We start from the raw sequence: 16,512 nt of genomic DNA, 5'->3' as shown, positions 1-16,512 counted from the left end.
CAAAGGCTTGAAACCCTTGCTCAGTCCGTCTTGTTTTTGAAAGCCTGAAGCAAGTCGGCGACCAGCGGGTTCGGGAAGCGCCGGTGCAGCGTGACGGCGAAGAACTCCTCCTTGAGCCCTTCCAGCCTGCCCAGCTCGATCAGCCGTCCCGAAGCAAGCTCGTCTCTCACGACGATCGGCGGAATGACGGCAAGCCCCGCGTGCGCACGCGCAAGCAGACGGATCATCGCCATGTCGTCGGCTTCCGCGGCAACTTTGGTGACGACACCCAGTTGCTCGACCATCGCGTCGAAAGATGCCCTAAGGGCCGATTCCGGCGTTGGCAGGATCAGCGGCTGCGAAGACAGAAGCTCCGGCAAGGGGAGCCCCGCCAGATCGACTGCGGTTGCGGGTCCGATCAGGCTGACCGGCTGTTCGGAAAGTCCATGTACGAGATAGGGACTGGAGGCATCGCGGGCGGGCACAAGGTTTGTCAGGACCACATCGATCGCCAATGCTTCCAGGGCCCTCAGAAGGTCTGCCTGAGCTCCGGAGCGCAGCACCACTTCGACATCTGATCGTCCGATCAGGGGTTCCAGGAAGCCGATCTGGAAATTTCGCGAAAGCGTTGCAAGTGCCCCCACCCGCAAAGCCTTGCGCTCGGTGCCCGTGTTGCGCAGGGTCGCCGTCAGGTCCTCGGCGGTCCGAAAGATCGCTTCCGCGTGATCAAGAGCGATCCGTCCGGCCTCCGTCAGCACCAGCCCACGTCCGCGTCGTTCAAACAGATCGTGTCCAAGGGAGGCTTCCAGCGTCTTGATCTGCGAGGATAGCGCCGACTGCGACAGGTTCAGCACCCTGGCAGCCCCCGTCAGTGTTCCATCCCGCGCAACTGCCCGGAAAAGCCGCAGATGATGAAGGTTCAGCACGAAAACACTTCCAAATTATAGAACGATTTCGATTATAATATGTAATTTTTTGCAAGAAAACGAGACGGTATATCCACGGCGTCTTTCAGCGTTCGTGAGGTTCCCATGCCGTACCTGTTCCCCCTGCCCCTTCTTGCGCCGGTGCTGTTGCTGGCTTCAGCGGCCGTTTCAACAATGTGTCCGGGCCGCCGCCCAGGGCTCTATCCCAAGGCTTCGGAAGCAAGTGCATTTATCGCCCTTGTGCTTGCCCTTGCCGGTCTGGTGCAGCTTCTGGTCTTGGGAGCAACGGAAGCAACCTTGTTCGAAGGTCCGTTTACGCTTGTCGTGCGGCTCGACCCCATCAGCGTGACGATGACCCTGTTGGTCGCCTTCATCGGCTGGGTGGTGATGCGTTACTCCCGGACCTACCTCGACGGTGAAGCGCGAGAAGGGGCCTTCCACGGCTTGATGCTCACGGCACTTGCGGCCGTACTGGTGGTCGTCCAGTCGGGCAGCCTGTTCCTGCTTGTCCTCGGCTTTGCCGGGATCGGCCTCTGCCTGCGCAGGCTATTGCTGTTTTACCCGCAGCGCGCCGCCGCCCAACGGGCCGCCACCAAATTCGCGCTTGTCTGGCATGCAGGTGACATCTCGCTGCTGCTGGCCGCCGGGCTGTTCATGGCAAGCGCCGGCACCGCACAGCTTGGACAGCTTTCTGAAACGGTCGGGCCTGATCTCTCCTTCGTCGAACATCTGGCTGTGGTGTTCCTGGTGCTGGCAGCCGTGCTGAAAACGGCCGCCTTCCCCCTGCACGGTTGGCTGACGGAAGTCATGGAGGCGCCGACCCCGGTTTCCGCCCTGCTTCATGCAGGCATCATCAACGCCGGCGGGTTTCTTCTGATCAGGACCGCAGATCTGGTTCAGGCCAGTCCTGGCGCCATGGGCACGCTCGTGGCTCTTGGTGGCCTGACCGCTCTCTTCGGGGCAGTGGTCATGCTGACCCAAAGCGCGGTGAAGACAGCCCTTGCCTGGTCAACGATTTCCCAGATGGGTTTCATGCTGTTGCAGTGTGGTCTCGGTCTTTGGCCACTCGCGCTGCTCCATGTGGTCGCACACTCCCTCTACAAGGCCCATGCCTTCCTGTCCTCGGGCGGAGCCGTACTGGCCGTTGCCAAGCTGCGGCGCCCCGGCCCGATCGCAATTCCCAGCGTTGCCAACGTGCTCCGGTCCTTCGCGATCGCCCTGTTTCTCTACGCGATAGTCTCCTTCGCCTTCTCGATGATCGCAGGCCCGAAAACCCCTCAGGCGCTTGCCATTGGAGCAATGCTCATCTTCGGTGTGGCCTATCTGGTGGCGCAAGGTCTTGCAGACGCGGCCCCCGCCGAACTGACGTATCGCACCTCGCTGGCCGCAGTCATCGTTGCCTTTGCCTATTTCGGCTTCCAGCAGGTTGCCAACCTTCTGTGGGGTCCAGCTCTGCCGCAGGCACCTGTCGCAGGCCCCCTCGAATGGGCGCTGATCGTCCTGGCGGTGCTTTCCTTCGGCATCGTTGCCGTTGCGCAGACGCTTTTCCCGCTCTGGTCACACCATCCGTCGACCGCCGGCTTGCGCGTTCACATCGCCAACGGCCTTTACCTCAACGCCCTCCTCGACCGCTTCATCGGTGGATACCGGGTTGCGAACTCCAAGTAAGACGAGGCACTTCAGATGTTTATCAAGCACACCCAATTCAGCTCGCTCCGGGTTTCGGGCATCCTCGAAGCAGGCACGTCAGCCATAAGGGCCATCCCGCCCGCCTTTCCGCTGGATGCAACCGTTGCCGTCAATCCGTTCCTCGGCCAGGTGGGAGAAGGCCTCGCGGAAGCATCCGCGCGCCTTGCCAGAACGAGCGGCATCAGCCTGACCCGGCCCAGAAGCAGCTACGGCGCTGAGATCGCCTGTGGCCGCATCTTGGATGAAGACCTGACGGCCGCCCTTGAGGCAAGCAACGCCGGCAACAAGCCGGCAGATGTCGCGCAGCTCAAGGCATTCGCCCAAATGGATGGACCGGCACCGGCAGCCGTACCAACCATTGCCGAACTCGCAGCTTCTGTATCCGGCATCGACTGGCCGTCGGTTATCGAAAAAACCGTTGGGCTGTGGGCCGCCGGTTACTTCGACCGCGGCCAGGCGCTTTGGTCTCCAGCCCCGGGCGAGGGCGCTTATGCTGCCTGGCGGTCCTGGGCGAGCCGTGACCTGACACCCGAAATTGCCGGACTGACGGGCTTCTGCTCCCATGTAACCACGTCTCCGGACACTTCCGAACAGGCAATCCTGCGGGTAACCGACCGGCTGGGCATCAGCGTTCCGGCTGCCGAAACCCTGTTTCACCGGCTGCTGATGGACCTTGGAGGCTGGGCGCAACATGCACGCTGGCTGCTGTGGCGTGCAGAACAGGACGGCACGACGGACGGCACGCTCGGCGACCTGCTGGCCGTCCGGTTGATCTGGGAAGAGGCGCTTTTCAACCGCTTCCCGGCTGTCGCCGACCAATGGCAGGCCACGCATCAGCTTCATGCCGCACCTCTTGTTCCGGATCGGGACCAGGTTATCGATGCCATTTTGCAGGACGCGGCAGAGCGGGCATACCAGCGGTCGCTCGACCAACAGTTGAAGGCGCCGACAAAGAACACCGGGGAGCGCCCTGCCCTTCAGGCGGCGTTCTGCATCGACGTGCGCTCGGAAGTCTTCCGGCGGGCGCTGGAAAACCAGAGCCCATCGATCGAAACACTCGGGTTTGCGGGTTTCTTCGGTCTTCCTGCTGCGCACAAGGACCACGGCTCCGATGTTGAAGAAAATCACCTGCCTGTCTTGCTGAAACCGTCCATGACCTCAACTTGCCACGGTTCTTCCAATGAGGAAAAGACGGCACGCATCGGTGCGCGGGCCATACGGGCACTGGACAGGTTCCGCCAGGCCGCTGTCTCGTCCTTCGCCTATGTGGAAGCTGCCGGCCCTCTGTATGTAACCAAGCTGGTGAAGGATTCCCTCGGCCGCCCCACAAGAAAGGTCTCAACGAGTGCCGCCCCCAGGCTCGACCCGGCGCTTGATGCCGAGACGAAATCAGCGACCGCCGCTGCGATCCTGAAAGCCATGAGCCTCACGAACAATCATGCGCAGGTGGTTCTGCTTGTTGGCCACGGAGCCAATGTGAAAAACAATCCGCATGAAAGCGCTTATCATTGCGGCGCGTGCGGTGGTCATTCAGGTGAGGTTTCAGCGCGGTTGCTTGCAAGCTTGCTGAACGATGCCGAAACCCGCTCCGGCCTTGCCGCTCACGGTATCGACCTTCCTGACGACACCCGGTTTGTCGCGGCGCTCCACGACACGACAACGGACGAGATCACCCTGTTCGACAAGGATCAATCCGGCACGGTGGATGAATTCGACCTTCTGCAAAAATGGTTGAAACGTGCGGGAGCCCAGGCACGGGCCGAGCGCGCCTTGCGCTTGCCGGGCACGAATGCTGCCTCCATTGCTGCCAGAGCATTCAACTGGGCCGAAATCAGGCCGGAGTGGGGACTTGCAGACTGTGCCGCGTTCATCGCTGCCCCCAGACATCTGACATCGAAGGCCAATCTGGAAGGCCGGGCCTTCCTTCACAGCTACGACTGGCAATCGGACGAGGACTTCAAGACGCTTGAACTCATCCTCACCGCCCCGGTGGTCGTGGCGAGCTGGATCAGCCTTCAATACTATGGCTCTTCAGTCGCGCCGGATGTCTTCGGTGGCGGCAACAAACTCATTCACAATGTGGTTGGCGGCATTGGCGTTGTGGAAGGCAACGGCGGGCGCCTGCGGCCCGGTCTGCCTGCACAGGCACTGCATGATGGCGAGAAAGGGATGCATACTCCTCTCCGGTTGTCGGTTCTGATCGAAGCCCCCGAAGAGGCAATATCTGCCATTCTGGATGCGCACCCGGATGTTCGGAACCTTTTCGAAAATGGCTGGCTGCATCTGTCCACGCTTCGGAACGGACGTATGGCCGCGCGCTACCAGCCGGATGGCAGTTGGGCAGAGGAAGAGATGACCAGCCTGACAGCCTGAACCTGAAAGGGCAGGTCCAGTGACCGGTGGTCGCTGGACCTGTAGGAGGCTCCGGCTATCCCTCTTCCTCGCAAGGCTCGGTTGCCAGGAAAGCACGCAGTCCTCTTGTCTCGTCGTCCTCGAAAACCGTGTTTGTGACACTCAGTTTTACGACACGATCGAAACGGAAGGTGCGGAAGGCCTGCCGCATTTCGCACCACGCACTGAACATCCACCCGTCTGTCATGTTCCAGATGACAAGCGGGCGGACGCTGCGCTCCGTGGGTTTTCCATCGGCATCCTCGTAACAAATATCGACAACGAGCTGCATCCGGATGGCCTCGCGGATCAGACTGACGGTCGGTGGGGCGCTGTTCTTGATCTGCAGGCTGAAATACGGTGCGTCGGCCAGCTTGCGTTTATCGGGATCCGGCATGCCGGCCTGGATCATGGCACGCACTTCATGTGCCGCCGATGCCAGCGCCGGGTCGCCCGTGCGCTCCACAAAGGAAAGGCCGATCGCCAGCGCATCGACCTGATCATGGGTAAACGTCATGTTGGGCAGATCGAAGCCCGGACGCAGCAGATAGCCGATACCGGCCTCCCCTTCGATGGGAAGGCCGGACGCCTGAAGGTGGGCGATGTCCCGGTAAATCGTGCTGAGGCTGACTTCGAACCGTTCGGCAAGTTCTGCGCCCCGGATTACGTCGCGGGTCCGCATCTCGTTGATGATCCGAAACAGTCTTTCCGCGCGTCGCATTCCGTTTCCTCACGCTCCAGAAAACCGGATGCAGCCGCTTCGAAGCTGCGTTCAGGTGTCGGGCCTCAGTCGGCAGCGATCGCTTCGATCTCGAACATGAGCGGAGGAAGCGCAAGCCGGCTCACGCCAAGTAGTGTCATTGGCGGCGCAGCGTCAAGGCGGCCGAACCGCGCTCCCAGGACGTCGAAATTCTTCAGGGCCTCGTCCACATCCGTTGTGTAGACCTTGACCTGAATGACGTTGGCCAGGGTCATCCGCGCTTCGGCCAGTACGGCTTCCAGGTTGTTCAGTGAAAGCTCGATCTGACCGCGCATATCCGCGGCATGCTGAGGATTTCCCTCCCCGTCGACAGCGGTCTGTCCGGCGCAGATCAGCTGCCTGCCCATGCCTTCAACAATTTCGGCCTGATTGTAGCCAAGCCTGAGCGACCAGGGCCAGGGATTGACGGGTGTTCTGTTCATGGGGCGTCCTTTCGATCTTCCAAAACAAGAGAACGCCTATCAACCACAGGCCTCCTGTCACCGTGGTGAGAGGAGAGTTTCTACCCGGTCCGAATTTTTCGAGAACGGGGCCTTGCCCTGCGCAAAAAGACATCCTGCGTTCTTGCAAACGCAGGATGCTTGCGCGCCGGTTTCCCCTGCCATGCAGGCGGGAACAGCAGGCAGGGAAATGCCGGCTTACTTCGCGAGCTTGGGGTCGATCTGCCAGACCTCGCTTGCCAGCTTGCCGCTCCGATAGGTCAGGACGTAGCGGACCGGGATCGTGTTCTTGCCGGAAAAGCGCACATTGGCGGTCACCGTCACGCCAGCTGGATTTGCGTTTTCCTGAACATTCGAGACATCCACCTTCAGCTTGCCCTGCGCGCCTGTGAACTTGGTCCAGACCGTGCCTATGTCTGCAGCACCGGTATAGACACCATCCAGCGGGCCACCGACCCATTCCAGCACGGCCTTGTCGGAATAGGACGCCTTGAGGGCATCGACCTTGCCGGTTGCGATGTTGTTGAAATGGGTACGTGCCAGGTCTTCACCCGGCCCGGCCAGGGCTGCGGATGCAAACAGAACCGTACCTGCGAAGGCAGTAGCGGCAAATTGACTGATCGGCTTCATTTCAGATCTCCATTCGTTCACTGTTCCAGATGCGATCGGCCGCATCCGGTGCTGTCCACGCAGGTGGTGGTGTTTTCCTTCCCGAAGGAGCCGAAATTTCTTTTTTGCCGGCGACGGAATAATTCGCGCAGCACAGGCGTTGGTGTCAGTAGTGTCCACGAGGAAGAGCTCTTGCCCGACAATACCCAAAACCTGCTCAGGGAGACGCCGGCGCTGCATCGATACGCGGTAACGCTGACCTGCGACCAGGCGGAAGCGGAGGACCTTGTGCAGGACTGCCTGGAACGGGCCTTGCGCAAATGGAGCCTTCGCCGGTCGTCTGTACCACTGCGGCCGTGGCTCTTCCGTATGATGCGCAATCTTCACGTCAGCCGCTGGCGGCGCTTGAGGCGCCATTCGAACCATATCGACCTGGACGATCTGGAAAACCAGCTTCAGGCGCCCGCCTCGCAGCAGGACAGCGCCGAGCTCAAACATCTGTTGAACCGCATGCTGGCCTTGCCCGAAGACCAGCGCGAAGCACTGTTCCTGGTCGGCGTGGAAGGCTTTACCTATGCAGAAGCCGCCGTAATCCTGAACGTTGCCGAAGGAACCATCATGTCGCGCATCAGCCGCGCCCGTGCCAGACTGAGAGAAGACCCCCGCGCCTCCGAGCGTCCCCATCTAAGGAGCGTGACATGAATTCCCAGACGGTGCCTTCCATCCGGGAGGAAGACCTCGTTCGATACGTCGACGACGAGCTGCCTGCGGACCGCAGACGCGAGGTCGAAACCTATCTTCGGGACAATCCGGAAGCTGCCGCCCGGGTTGAGGCGGACCGCCGGATCTCGGCAAACCTGAAGTCAGCCTATTCCCGCGTCACTGCAGAACCTCCCGGCCTGACCGCGCCTTCAGGGGGCAGATGGCTGCCGCGCGCCGGAATGGCCTCCTCCATCGCTGCGGCCCTGCTGGTTGGCGTCTTTGCCGGCTGGTCCCTGAAACCGGATGCAAGCCTGCCAGCGTATCAGCCCTTCCTGACCGACGCCCTGACGGCTCACCGAACATTCACCGTTGAGGTTGCCCATCCGGTCGAGGTGGCAGCCAGCGACCAGCGGCATCTGGCAACCTGGCTCGGCAATCGGCTGAACCATCCGTTCCGCATTCCCGATCTGCGGGTTGCCGGACTGACGCTGATGGGCGGACGCCTGCTGCCCAGCGGGGCGGATCCGGCAGCGCAGCTCATGTATGACGATGCGGACGGCAACCGGGTGACCGTCTATCTGCGCCGCGGGGTCGACGGTGAACCGAAATTCCAGTTCGCGGAATCCGGCACTGAACAGGCGTTCTTCTGGAGCGACACCGGGTTCACCTACGCGGTGACAGGCGACATGCCGCGCTCACAGCTTTTGAACCTTGCCCACCTGATCCAGACCCAGCTCGACCCGGCGCAACAATCGAACTGAAAGTCGCCAGATCATTCTGAAAGAGACCTCGCGCTTTCGTGACCCAGCTCTTGGGAAGACCAGGCAGCCGGCCAGCGTAGTCAGGTGCGGGGGCGGTGCAAGACCGCCTCCGGCGCGCATGCGTCACAAGCCAACAGAATTCAGGAATTCCGATATGAAAACCTCCCTTTGTGCTCTCGCGCTGCTGGTTTGCGCCGGCCCTGCACTCGCCCAGGAAAGCGCACTCGCCGATCCATCCATCAAACACCGCCCCGCCGACGGAGTTGTCAGGCTTTATGGTGCGGGCGGCCCGCACACGGCGTTCCAGAAAGTTGCAAAGGCCTTTGAAGAAAAAACCGGCAGCAAGGTCGAAATCACGGCCGGCCCGGAAACCACCTGGTCCGCAAAAGCCCAGGCGGATGCCGATATCCTCTGGGGCACATCCGAACAATCGATGACGGCGTTTCTGGAAACCTATGGCAATTTTGACTCTTCCCAGGTTCAGCCGATCTACATCCGGCCCGCCATCATCGCCGTGCGCGCAGACAATCCGAAAAAGATCGAGGGCTTTGAAGACCTGCTCAAGGACGGGATCAAGATCGTCGTGACCGAGGGGGCCGGTGTCGCCAACACATCCGGCACAGGTGTCTGGGAAGACATCGCCGGAAGGACCGGAAATCTCGGTGACGTGTCGGCGTTCAGATCGAACATCGTCGCGTTTGAAAAAGGCTCCGGTGCCAGTTTCCGGGCCTTCAAGGACCTTGAGGCCGATGCCTGGATCACCTGGCCGAACTGGCCTATCAACAACCCGGACGTTCTGAGCCTTGTCGAACTGGACGAAAACCGCCGTATCTGGCGCGATGTCAACGTCGTGCTCTCCCCCGACGCCGACCCGCAAGCCAAGGCTTTTCTGGACTTCCTCCAGACCCCGGAAGCCGCGACCCTGATGAAAACCGAGGGCTGGAAGCGCTAACACCGCGCTTTCCCCTTTTGCCAAGCCCCCTCCGCGCCCATGCCTCCCAAGGCGCGAGAGGGGGGGATGCAACGCCTTTCCGAAACGCGCTGAGCCTACCTTTCCCATTTTTCCGCTTGCCAACCTCAAACCGCACTGTTAAACGTTTAACTGTAAAACGTTTAACAGTGTTGGGAGGCGCTGGCAGATGTCCCGGAAAAAACCGTCCATCAAGGAAGTCGCCGCTCTTGCAGGCGTGTCGATCGCGACGGTATCGAACGTCTTTTCCGGGCGCAAACCGGTCAACGACGAGCTGAAGGAGAGCGTGCACAAGGCTGCGCGCGAACTCGGTTACCAGCTCGACCGGGCCGCTTCCCAGCTGCGCTCGGGCCGTACCCGTATCATCGCGGTAATCGTCCCCGACCTCACCGACACCTTTTTTGCCACCATCGTCTCCAGACTGGAAACCGCCGCATCAGCGGAAGGTTACGACGTGATCGTCGCCAGCTCACACAACGACCGCGCGGTGGAATCCTCACGTCTGAAGGCGTTGCTCGCATGGCGGCCGGAAGGGCTGATTGCCGTGCCCTGCTCAAGCACCATGCCGCCGGAACTGAAGGAAGCAAGATCCACCTTGCCGATGGTTCTGGTTGATCGTGTTGCTGCAGAAGGGGCAATTGCCGATACGGTGACCATCGACAACCGCGAGGCAGGCGAGATTGCCGCAAGGCATCTGCTGGAGCGTGGTCACCAGAACATTGCAATCGGCGTTTCCGACCTGGACCACCCTCCGATCCTGGAAAGAACGGAAGGGGCTGCCGCCATCATCGAGGCGCAAACCGGCAAACGGCCGACCATTCTCAATCTGGGTTCCGATATCACCGCAGGCACCAGAACTCTCCTTGACTGGATGGAACGCAATCCCCTGCCGGAAGCAATCATCGCGCTTACCAACGTCACGACACTCAGCGTGTTGTCGGCCCTCGCCGAACACCGGATCGACATCCCCAGCCGCGCGTCTGTCGTCGCGTTTGACGACTATGCCTGGATGTCCGCCCGCAACACCGGACTGACGGCCATCCGACAGCCGGTCGACAAAATCGCGGAAACCGCCTGGCGCCGGCTGCTGCAGCGGATCGAGGGTGACAGCAAGGCACCCGTTACACCGGCAGTGCTGAACGCGAGCCTGATCGTCCGTGCCTCGGTGCGCGATCTCGAAGCAGGCGAAGACATGCATTCGCAAACACACACCCCGGCACCGAGGGACAGCGCCTCGGCGGAAGGGCAGGAAAAGAAGATCCACTGATGCCATCCGCCAAAACTGGGCACGACGGCAGACAGGCGGCAAAGACCGCACGGACACATGGGAGGAAGAGGAGGAAAATCGGACTTCAGGATCAACGGACACTCAAACGCTATAAGTCCCGTTGATCCGGACGAGAAACGCGCGGAGTGCGGTGAGCAACCCCGCGCGTCGGCAAGATCGTCCTGAAATACCCACTAACCGAAGCGGCAGGTAGATCCTCTCATCCGCCGAAACCCGTAGAGACGCCCCGTGCCGTTGCACCGGCTAAGGCGTCAGGGTTTCTGCGCGGACTCGATCATGCTCGGCCAAGATTAGCAGTGGTCTTTCAGGAAACCAACCGGTCTTGAGCGCACCCGAGAACGGGGCCGACGGACCGTTTTATTGATGGAGGAAACTGAAATGAACCCGATGAACAAGAAACTTGCCGGCGCGGCCATCGTTGCCGCCGCCCTGCTGCAGGGAACCGCTGTCCAGGCTGCATCCGGCACCGTTGCATTCCTGATGCCAGACCAGGCATCAACCCGCTACGAGGAACATGATTTCCCGGGCTTCAAGGCGGAAATGGAGAAGCTTTGCCCGGATTGCACCGTCATCTACCAGAACGCGGATGCAGACGTGGCGCGCCAGCAGCAGCAGTTCAACTCCGTTCTGACACAAGGCGCCAAGGTGATTGTGCTTGATCCGGTGGATTCCAGCGCGGCCGCCTCGCTCGTCGCCCTTGCCCAGAGCCAGGGCGTGAAAGTGATCGCCTACGATCGCCCTATCCCGGACAAGACCGCCGACTACTATGTCTCCTTCGACAATGAAGGCATCGGCAAGGCAATCGCCGAGTCCCTGGTGCGCCATCTGGAAGAACAGGGCATCTCACCGGAGGCAGGCGGCCTGCTGCAGATCAACGGCTCGCCCACCGATGCCGCTGCCGGCCTGATCAAGGACGGTATTCATGCAGGTATCGCCACCGGCAAGTACAAGACCCTGGCCGAATTCGACACGCCGGACTGGGCACCGCCCAAAGCCCAGGAATGGGCCAGCGGCCAGATCACCCGCTTCGGCGATCAGATCGTCGGCATCGTAGCGGCCAATGACGGCACCGGCGGCGGCGCCATTGCCGCCCTGAAGGCTGCCGGCGTCGACCCGCTTCCGCCTGTAACCGGCAACGATGCCACCATCGCGGCCCTGCAGCTGATCATCGCCGGCGACCAGTACAACACGATCTCCAAGCCTTCTGAAATCGTTGCCGCGGCGGCTGCCAAGGTTGCCGTGCAGTTCCTGAACGGGGAAACGCCGGAAGCCAAGACAACGCTCTACGAAACACCTTCCGAGCTGTTCGTTCCGGCCGTGGTCACGCGCGAGAACCTGAAGGAAGAGATCATCGATATGGGCATCCAGACGGCTGAGGAACTGTGCACGGGCCGCTATGCCGAAGGCTGCAAGGAACTCGGCATCCAATAACTCCTCCTCCCAAGCAGGCCGCCCGACCCCAAGGGTCGACACCCGGAAGGCCGGGCGGCCATCCAGAGGACCCAGAAAACCATGAGCCGGACAAGATGACCGCCACTTCTCCCCAATCCGCCACGGATCGGCAGCCGATCCTGAGCCTCAAGGGCATTTCGAAGAACTTCGGCGCGGTGTCGGCATTGACCGATATCGAGCTGGACGTCCATCCAGGTGAAGTCGTTGCCCTTGTCGGTGACAACGGCGCCGGAAAATCGACCCTCATCAAGGTGCTCTCCGGCGTTCACGCGCCGACTTCCGGCACCATTCACTTCGAAGGCAAGCCGGTGACGATGCACGGGCCGAGCGACGCCCTGCACCTTGGCATCGCAACCGTGTTTCAGGATCTCGCCCTGTGCGAGAACCTCGACGTCGTTGCCAACATCTTCCTGGGCCAGGAACGCAGTCCCTGGCATCTGGATGAAGTGGCCATGGAAGTCCGCTCCTGGGAGCTGCTCAACGAGCTGGCGGCCCGCATTCCAAGCGTGCGCGAACCGATCGCATCGCTGTCCGGCGGCCAGCGCCAGACCGTCGCCATTGCCCGATCCCTGCTGCTCAACCCGAAGATCATCATGCTGGACGAACCCACCGCCGCCCTTGGCGTTGCCCAGACGGCGGAAGTGCTCAACCTGGTGGAGCGGGTCCGCGACAAGGGCCTCGGCGTCATCATGATTTCCCACAACATGGAAGACGTGCGCGCGGTCGCAGACCGCATCGTGGTGCTGCGGCTTGGCCGCAACAACGGTGTGTTCTCGCCGCAATCGTCCAACGAGGAACTGGTCGGAGCCATTACCGGCGCAACCGACAATGCCGTCACCCGCCGCGCCAGCAAACGGGCGGCCGCAGGCGCCACGGCATAAACAAGGAAACCACCATGAACGGCTCCGCTCCCGAACCCCGGCTGCTCGACCGCAGCGATACGCGCGTCAAGCATGCCAGCAGCCTGACCGACGTCATCAGCGCCTTCATCGATCGTGTGAAGGCAGGCGACCTCGGCTCCCTGCCCGTCATCGTCGGCCTCATCGTCATCTGGACGGTCTTCACCATTCTCAATCCGCTGTTCGTTACGCCGAACAACCTTGTGAACCTCTTGTTCGACTGCTCGACAGTCGGCGTCATCGCGCTCGGCATCGTCTGCGTGCTGATGCTCGGCGAGATCGACCTCTCGGTCGGCTCCATGAGCGGTGTCGGCTCGGCCCTGATCGGCGTGCTCTGGGTCAACCAGGGTGTTCCCCTGCCACTGGCGATCCTGGCGGCGCTCAGCACCGGCGCGGTCATCGGCTCGGTCTATGCATTGCTGCGCACTCAGCTTGGCATGCCCAGCTTCGTCTCGACCCTCGCCGGTCTGCTGGCGCTTCTCGGCCTGCAGCTCTACATGCTCGGCTCCACCGGCTCCATCAACCTGCCCTACGGCTCCTGGATGGTGAACTTCGGCCAGCTTCTGATGATGCCGGCCTGGGCCTCTCACGCAGTCGCACTGTTGCCTGGCGTCGCCATACTCGTGATGGGAATTCGCAACCGGCGCCAGCGCCAGGCAGCCAATCTCTCCGTTGGCTCCGTTGGCGGGCTTGTGTTCAAGGCGCTGTTCACCACCATCGCCTTCGAAGCCGCCGTCTTCTATCTGAACCTCGGTCGCGGCGTGCCCTGGATGTTCGGCCTCTTCGCCCTGCTCGTCGTTGTCATGAACTATGTCTTCACACGCACCCAGTGGGGGCGGTCCGTGAAGGCCGTCGGCGGCAACGCGGAGGCTGCGCGCAGAGCCGGCATCAATGTCACCTTCACCTACCTCACGTCCTTTGCGCTGTGCTCGCTGCTGGCGGCCCTCGGCGGTGTTCTGTCTTCCGCACGGCTTGCCTCCGCCAGTCAGCAGGCGGGCACCGGTGACGTCAACCTCAACGCTATCGCAGCCGCCGTTATTGGTGGAACCAGCCTGTTCGGCGGACGCGGGTCGGCATGGTCGGCGCTGCTTGGCATCATCGTCATCCAGTCGATCTCCAACGGGCTGACGCTTTTGAACATGTCGTCCTCGCTCCGCTACATGATCACCGGCTGCGTGCTCGCCATTGCCGTCATCGTCGACAGTCTCGCCCGTCAGAGCCGCGTGTCTCACGGTCGCGCCTGACCGGATTTCAATTCAAGGATTTCGAACATGACCGATGAACTCAAAGGCAAGGTCGCGGCCATTACCGGTGCCGCGTCCGGGATCGGCCTGGAATGCGCCAGGAGCCTGCTTGCAGCCGGCTGCCGGGTGGTCCTGATCGACCGTGCCGAAGACAGACTGAATGCGATCTGCCAGGAGCTCGGGCCGGACGCCATTCCACTGGTGGTCGACCTCATGGACGGGCCCGCTGTCGATGGCATGCTGGACCGGATCGTGGAAAAGACCGGACACCTCGACATCTTCCACGCCAACGCGGGAGCCTATGTCGGCGGCAGCGTCATCGACGGCGACCCGAACCAGTGGGACAAGGTGCTCAATCTCAACATCAATGCCGCGTTCCGCTCCATTCGCGCCGTGTTGCCACATATGGTGGAGCGCAAGACCGGCGACATCATCGTCACCAGTTCCATCGCCGGCCTTGTGCCGGTCGTCTGGGAGCCGATCTATACCGCCTCGAAATTTGCCGTGCAGGCCTTCGTTCACACGGTACGGCGCCAGGTCGCCGAACACGGGGTGCGCGTTGGAGCAGTCGCGCCGGGACCTGTGGTTACAGCCCTTCTCGATGACTGGCCCAAGGCAAAGATGGACGAAGCCCTTGCCAACGGCAGCCTGATGCAGCCCCGGGAAGTCGCTGATGCCGTGCTGTTCATGCTCAGCCGCCCGCGCGGCGTCACCATCAGGGACCTTGTCATTCTGCCGCAAAGTGTGGACCTTTGAGGCATGAGCAAATTTCTGATTGGTATTGATGTCGGCACAGGCAGTGCCAGGGCTGGTCTGTTCGACCAGTCCGGCAATCTGGTTGCATCGGCAAAACGTGACATCGCCCTCTTCAACCGGGGGCCAAACCTTTACGAACAGTCTTCCAACGACATCTGGCAAGCCGTAGCCGCCACCGTACGCGAAGCGGTTGGCACGGCCGGGATCGATCCGGGCGATGTGGCCGGGATCGGCATGGACGCCACCTGTTCGCTGGTGGTCATCGGCCCGCAAGGCAGCCCGCTGCCGGTGGGTGATACGGACCACCCGGAGCGCAACATAATCGTCTGGATGGATCACCGCGCTCTTGACCAGGCCGAACGCATCAACGCCGGTGGCCACGACGTGCTGCGGTATGTCGGCAGCCAGATTTCACCGGAAATGGAAACTCCGAAGCTGCTCTGGCTGAAAGAGAACCGGCCAGAGATCTTCGGCAAAGCCGAGCATTTTTTCGACCTGACCGATTTCCTGACATGGCGGGCAACCGGCAGCCTTGCACGGTCCATCTGCACGGTTACCTGCAAATGGACCTACCTTGGTCATGAACGCCGCTGGGACGCCGATTATTTCCAGTCCATCGGTCTTGCCGAACTCTGCGCGAATGATTTTGACCGCATCGGCACCACCATTGTCGATGCGGGAACGGCTCTGGGCAACGGACTGACGGCAGAAGCGGCGGCAGACCTGGGTCTGCGTGAAGGGACACCCGTTGCTGCCGGGCTGATCGATGCACATGCGGGCGGTGTCGGCACGGTCGGGTGGCAGGACCAGACAGAGGCGGGATCGGCGACAAGCCGGATGGCCTATGTCTTCGGCACCTCCGCCTGCACCATGACCTCGACAACAGAACCTGCCTTCGTGCCAGGCGTCTGGGGACCTTATTTCTCCGCGATGGTTCCAGGCCTCTGGCTGAACGAGGCGGGCCAGTCGGCGGCAGGTGCCGCCATCGACCATCTGGTCCGTTTCCACCCGGCCTCCACTGATGCCCTCAAGCAGGCAAGGGAAGCAGGTCTCGGCCTCAACCAGTGGCTTGCTGCTGAAGCCGAGCGGCTTGCACCGGAGGGGACAGACATTTCAAGGCTGGCAGACGGTCTGCATGTGGTCCCTGAATTTCTCGGCAACCGTGCACCGTTTGCGGATCCGGAAGCCAAGGCCGTCATTGCGGGCCTCGATATGGACACATCCGTCGCCGCTCTCGTCAGGCTCTATGTCGCGGGCATCTGCGGTCTCGGATACGGCCTCAGACAGATTGTCGAGGCGCAGTCCACAAAGGGGATCCGGACGGACACCATCGTCGTCAGTGGCGGTGCAGGCCAGAGCCCTTTGGTGCGCCAGCTTCTGGCGGATGCCACGGGCCTCGTGATCGCTGCTCCCAAAACCGCGGAACCGGTCCTTCTCGGCTCGGCCATGCTTGGCGCTGTCGCTGGTGGCCTGCAAAAGGACATTCCGGCCGCCATGGCCGCCATGTCGGCAGCCGGCGAAACCTATGCACCCGGCGGCGCTGAGGCCACATCCTACCACAAAAAGCGGTACGAGGCTTTCGAGCTGCTCCAGCAGGCCGCCCGCAAGATCCGCGGATAACGCTGCCCGCCATTCCAAACGGAAAG

Annotated in this window: 15 protein-coding genes; 11 read left to right on the top strand and 4 right to left on the bottom strand. The window is 61.7% G+C overall.

The window, feature by feature from the left end; translation table 11 throughout:
- Positions 1–20: 20 nt before the first annotated feature.
- Positions 21–905 carry a LysR family transcriptional regulator gene (locus J7447_RS30060; protein ID WP_077291667.1) on the bottom strand — a complete coding sequence of 295 codons (885 nt, stop codon included), beginning with the start codon at positions 903–905 and terminating at the stop codon, positions 21–23.
- A gap of 105 nt (positions 906–1,010) precedes the next feature.
- Here J7447_RS30060 and J7447_RS30055 point away from each other — a divergent pair, with 105 nt between their 5' ends.
- Positions 1,011–2,573 (top strand): proton-conducting transporter membrane subunit, encoded by a 1,563-nt coding sequence (locus tag J7447_RS30055; RefSeq protein ID WP_209171724.1) that lies wholly within the window; start codon positions 1,011–1,013, stop codon positions 2,571–2,573.
- Between the two features lie 15 nt (positions 2,574–2,588).
- Entirely contained in the window at positions 2,589–4,967 is a 2,379-nt protein-coding gene (locus tag J7447_RS30050; RefSeq protein ID WP_209171723.1) for a DUF2309 domain-containing protein, read from the top strand.
- A 55-nt stretch (positions 4,968–5,022) separates the two neighbouring features.
- Here J7447_RS30050 and J7447_RS30045 read toward each other — a convergent pair whose 3' ends face one another.
- The 3 genes from J7447_RS30045 to J7447_RS30035 form a co-directional block, all read right to left on the bottom strand.
- A complete protein-coding gene (locus J7447_RS30045) occupies positions 5,023–5,706 on the bottom strand; it encodes a YafY family protein (RefSeq protein WP_209171722.1) in 684 nt (227 codons plus the stop codon).
- A 65-nt stretch (positions 5,707–5,771) separates the two neighbouring features.
- Positions 5,772–6,167 carry a RidA family protein gene (locus J7447_RS30040; RefSeq protein ID WP_077291663.1) on the bottom strand — a complete coding sequence of 132 codons (396 nt, stop codon included), beginning with the start codon at positions 6,165–6,167 and terminating at the stop codon, positions 5,772–5,774.
- A 216-nt stretch (positions 6,168–6,383) separates the two neighbouring features.
- Positions 6,384–6,815 (bottom strand): nuclear transport factor 2 family protein, encoded by a 432-nt coding sequence (locus J7447_RS30035; protein ID WP_055661544.1) that lies wholly within the window; start codon positions 6,813–6,815, stop codon positions 6,384–6,386.
- Positions 6,816–6,986: 171 nt separating this feature from the next.
- Here J7447_RS30035 and J7447_RS30030 point away from each other — a divergent pair, with 171 nt between their 5' ends.
- From J7447_RS30030 to J7447_RS29990, 9 genes are all read left to right on the top strand, one after another.
- Positions 6,987–7,496, top strand: coding sequence for a sigma-70 family RNA polymerase sigma factor (locus J7447_RS30030; protein WP_286189705.1), 510 nt, complete (start codon positions 6,987–6,989; stop codon positions 7,494–7,496).
- Positions 7,493–8,257, top strand: coding sequence for an anti-sigma factor (locus J7447_RS30025; RefSeq protein ID WP_209171720.1), 765 nt, complete (start codon positions 7,493–7,495; stop codon positions 8,255–8,257). The genes J7447_RS30030 and J7447_RS30025 overlap by 4 nt, the downstream gene beginning before the upstream one ends.
- A 154-nt stretch (positions 8,258–8,411) precedes the next feature.
- Positions 8,412–9,209 carry a substrate-binding domain-containing protein gene (locus tag J7447_RS30020; protein ID WP_209171719.1) on the top strand — a complete coding sequence of 266 codons (798 nt, stop codon included), beginning with the start codon at positions 8,412–8,414 and terminating at the stop codon, positions 9,207–9,209.
- 187 nt (positions 9,210–9,396) lie between these two features.
- Positions 9,397–10,494, top strand: a complete 1,098-nt coding sequence (locus J7447_RS30015; RefSeq protein ID WP_023000116.1) for a LacI family DNA-binding transcriptional regulator — start codon at positions 9,397–9,399, stop codon at positions 10,492–10,494.
- 399 nt (positions 10,495–10,893) lie between these two features.
- Complete coding sequence (locus J7447_RS30010) at positions 10,894–11,946, top strand: sugar ABC transporter substrate-binding protein (RefSeq protein ID WP_062491318.1); 1,053 nt, start codon at positions 10,894–10,896, stop codon at positions 11,944–11,946.
- A gap of 95 nt (positions 11,947–12,041) precedes the next feature.
- The gene (locus tag J7447_RS30005) at positions 12,042–12,848 is read left to right on the top strand and encodes an ATP-binding cassette domain-containing protein (protein WP_055661540.1); all 807 of its coding nucleotides are present in this window, start codon (positions 12,042–12,044) and stop codon (positions 12,846–12,848) included.
- A 14-nt stretch (positions 12,849–12,862) separates the two neighbouring features.
- Positions 12,863–14,110: an ABC transporter permease gene (locus tag J7447_RS30000; protein WP_075283601.1), complete on the top strand. Its 1,248-nt coding sequence runs from the start codon at positions 12,863–12,865 to the stop codon at positions 14,108–14,110.
- A 27-nt stretch (positions 14,111–14,137) separates the two neighbouring features.
- On the top strand, positions 14,138–14,866 hold the full coding sequence (locus J7447_RS29995; RefSeq protein WP_209171718.1) for an SDR family oxidoreductase: 729 nt from the start codon (positions 14,138–14,140) through the stop codon (positions 14,864–14,866).
- A 3-nt stretch (positions 14,867–14,869) separates the two neighbouring features.
- Positions 14,870–16,486 carry an FGGY-family carbohydrate kinase gene (locus J7447_RS29990; RefSeq protein ID WP_209171717.1) on the top strand — a complete coding sequence of 539 codons (1,617 nt, stop codon included), beginning with the start codon at positions 14,870–14,872 and terminating at the stop codon, positions 16,484–16,486.
- Positions 16,487–16,512 lie beyond the last annotated feature (26 nt).

Origin of the sequence: Labrenzia sp. R5_0 (assembly GCF_017743835.1) — a bacterium.
GTDB classification, from domain to species: domain Bacteria; phylum Pseudomonadota; class Alphaproteobacteria; order Rhizobiales; family Stappiaceae; genus Roseibium; species Roseibium algicola.
This window is presented reverse-complemented; position numbering and strand designations above follow the sequence as displayed.

Bases quoted from the DNA above. Each gene is read 5' to 3' on its own strand.
- J7447_RS30045 (WP_209171722.1), bottom strand. From the start codon at position 5,706: ATGCGACGCGCGGAAAGACTGTTTCGGATCATCAACGAGATGCGGACC.
- J7447_RS30025 (WP_209171720.1), top strand. From the start codon at position 7,493: ATGAATTCCCAGACGGTGCCTTCCATCCGGGAGGAAGACCTCGTTCGA.
- J7447_RS30005 (WP_055661540.1), top strand. From the start codon at position 12,042: ATGACCGCCACTTCTCCCCAATCCGCCACGGATCGGCAGCCGATCCTG.
- J7447_RS30015 (WP_023000116.1), top strand. From the start codon at position 9,397: ATGTCCCGGAAAAAACCGTCCATCAAGGAAGTCGCCGCTCTTGCAGGC.
- J7447_RS30020 (WP_209171719.1), top strand. From the start codon at position 8,412: ATGAAAACCTCCCTTTGTGCTCTCGCGCTGCTGGTTTGCGCCGGCCCT.
- J7447_RS30035 (WP_055661544.1), bottom strand. From the start codon at position 6,815: ATGAAGCCGATCAGTCAATTTGCCGCTACTGCCTTCGCAGGTACGGTT.
- J7447_RS30000 (WP_075283601.1), top strand. From the start codon at position 12,863: ATGAACGGCTCCGCTCCCGAACCCCGGCTGCTCGACCGCAGCGATACG.
- J7447_RS30055 (WP_209171724.1), top strand. From the start codon at position 1,011: ATGCCGTACCTGTTCCCCCTGCCCCTTCTTGCGCCGGTGCTGTTGCTG.
- J7447_RS30010 (WP_062491318.1), top strand. From the start codon at position 10,894: ATGAACCCGATGAACAAGAAACTTGCCGGCGCGGCCATCGTTGCCGCC.
- J7447_RS30050 (WP_209171723.1), top strand. From the start codon at position 2,589: ATGTTTATCAAGCACACCCAATTCAGCTCGCTCCGGGTTTCGGGCATC.
- J7447_RS30040 (WP_077291663.1), bottom strand. From the start codon at position 6,167: ATGAACAGAACACCCGTCAATCCCTGGCCCTGGTCGCTCAGGCTTGGC.
- J7447_RS29995 (WP_209171718.1), top strand. From the start codon at position 14,138: ATGACCGATGAACTCAAAGGCAAGGTCGCGGCCATTACCGGTGCCGCG.
- J7447_RS29990 (WP_209171717.1), top strand. From the start codon at position 14,870: ATGAGCAAATTTCTGATTGGTATTGATGTCGGCACAGGCAGTGCCAGG.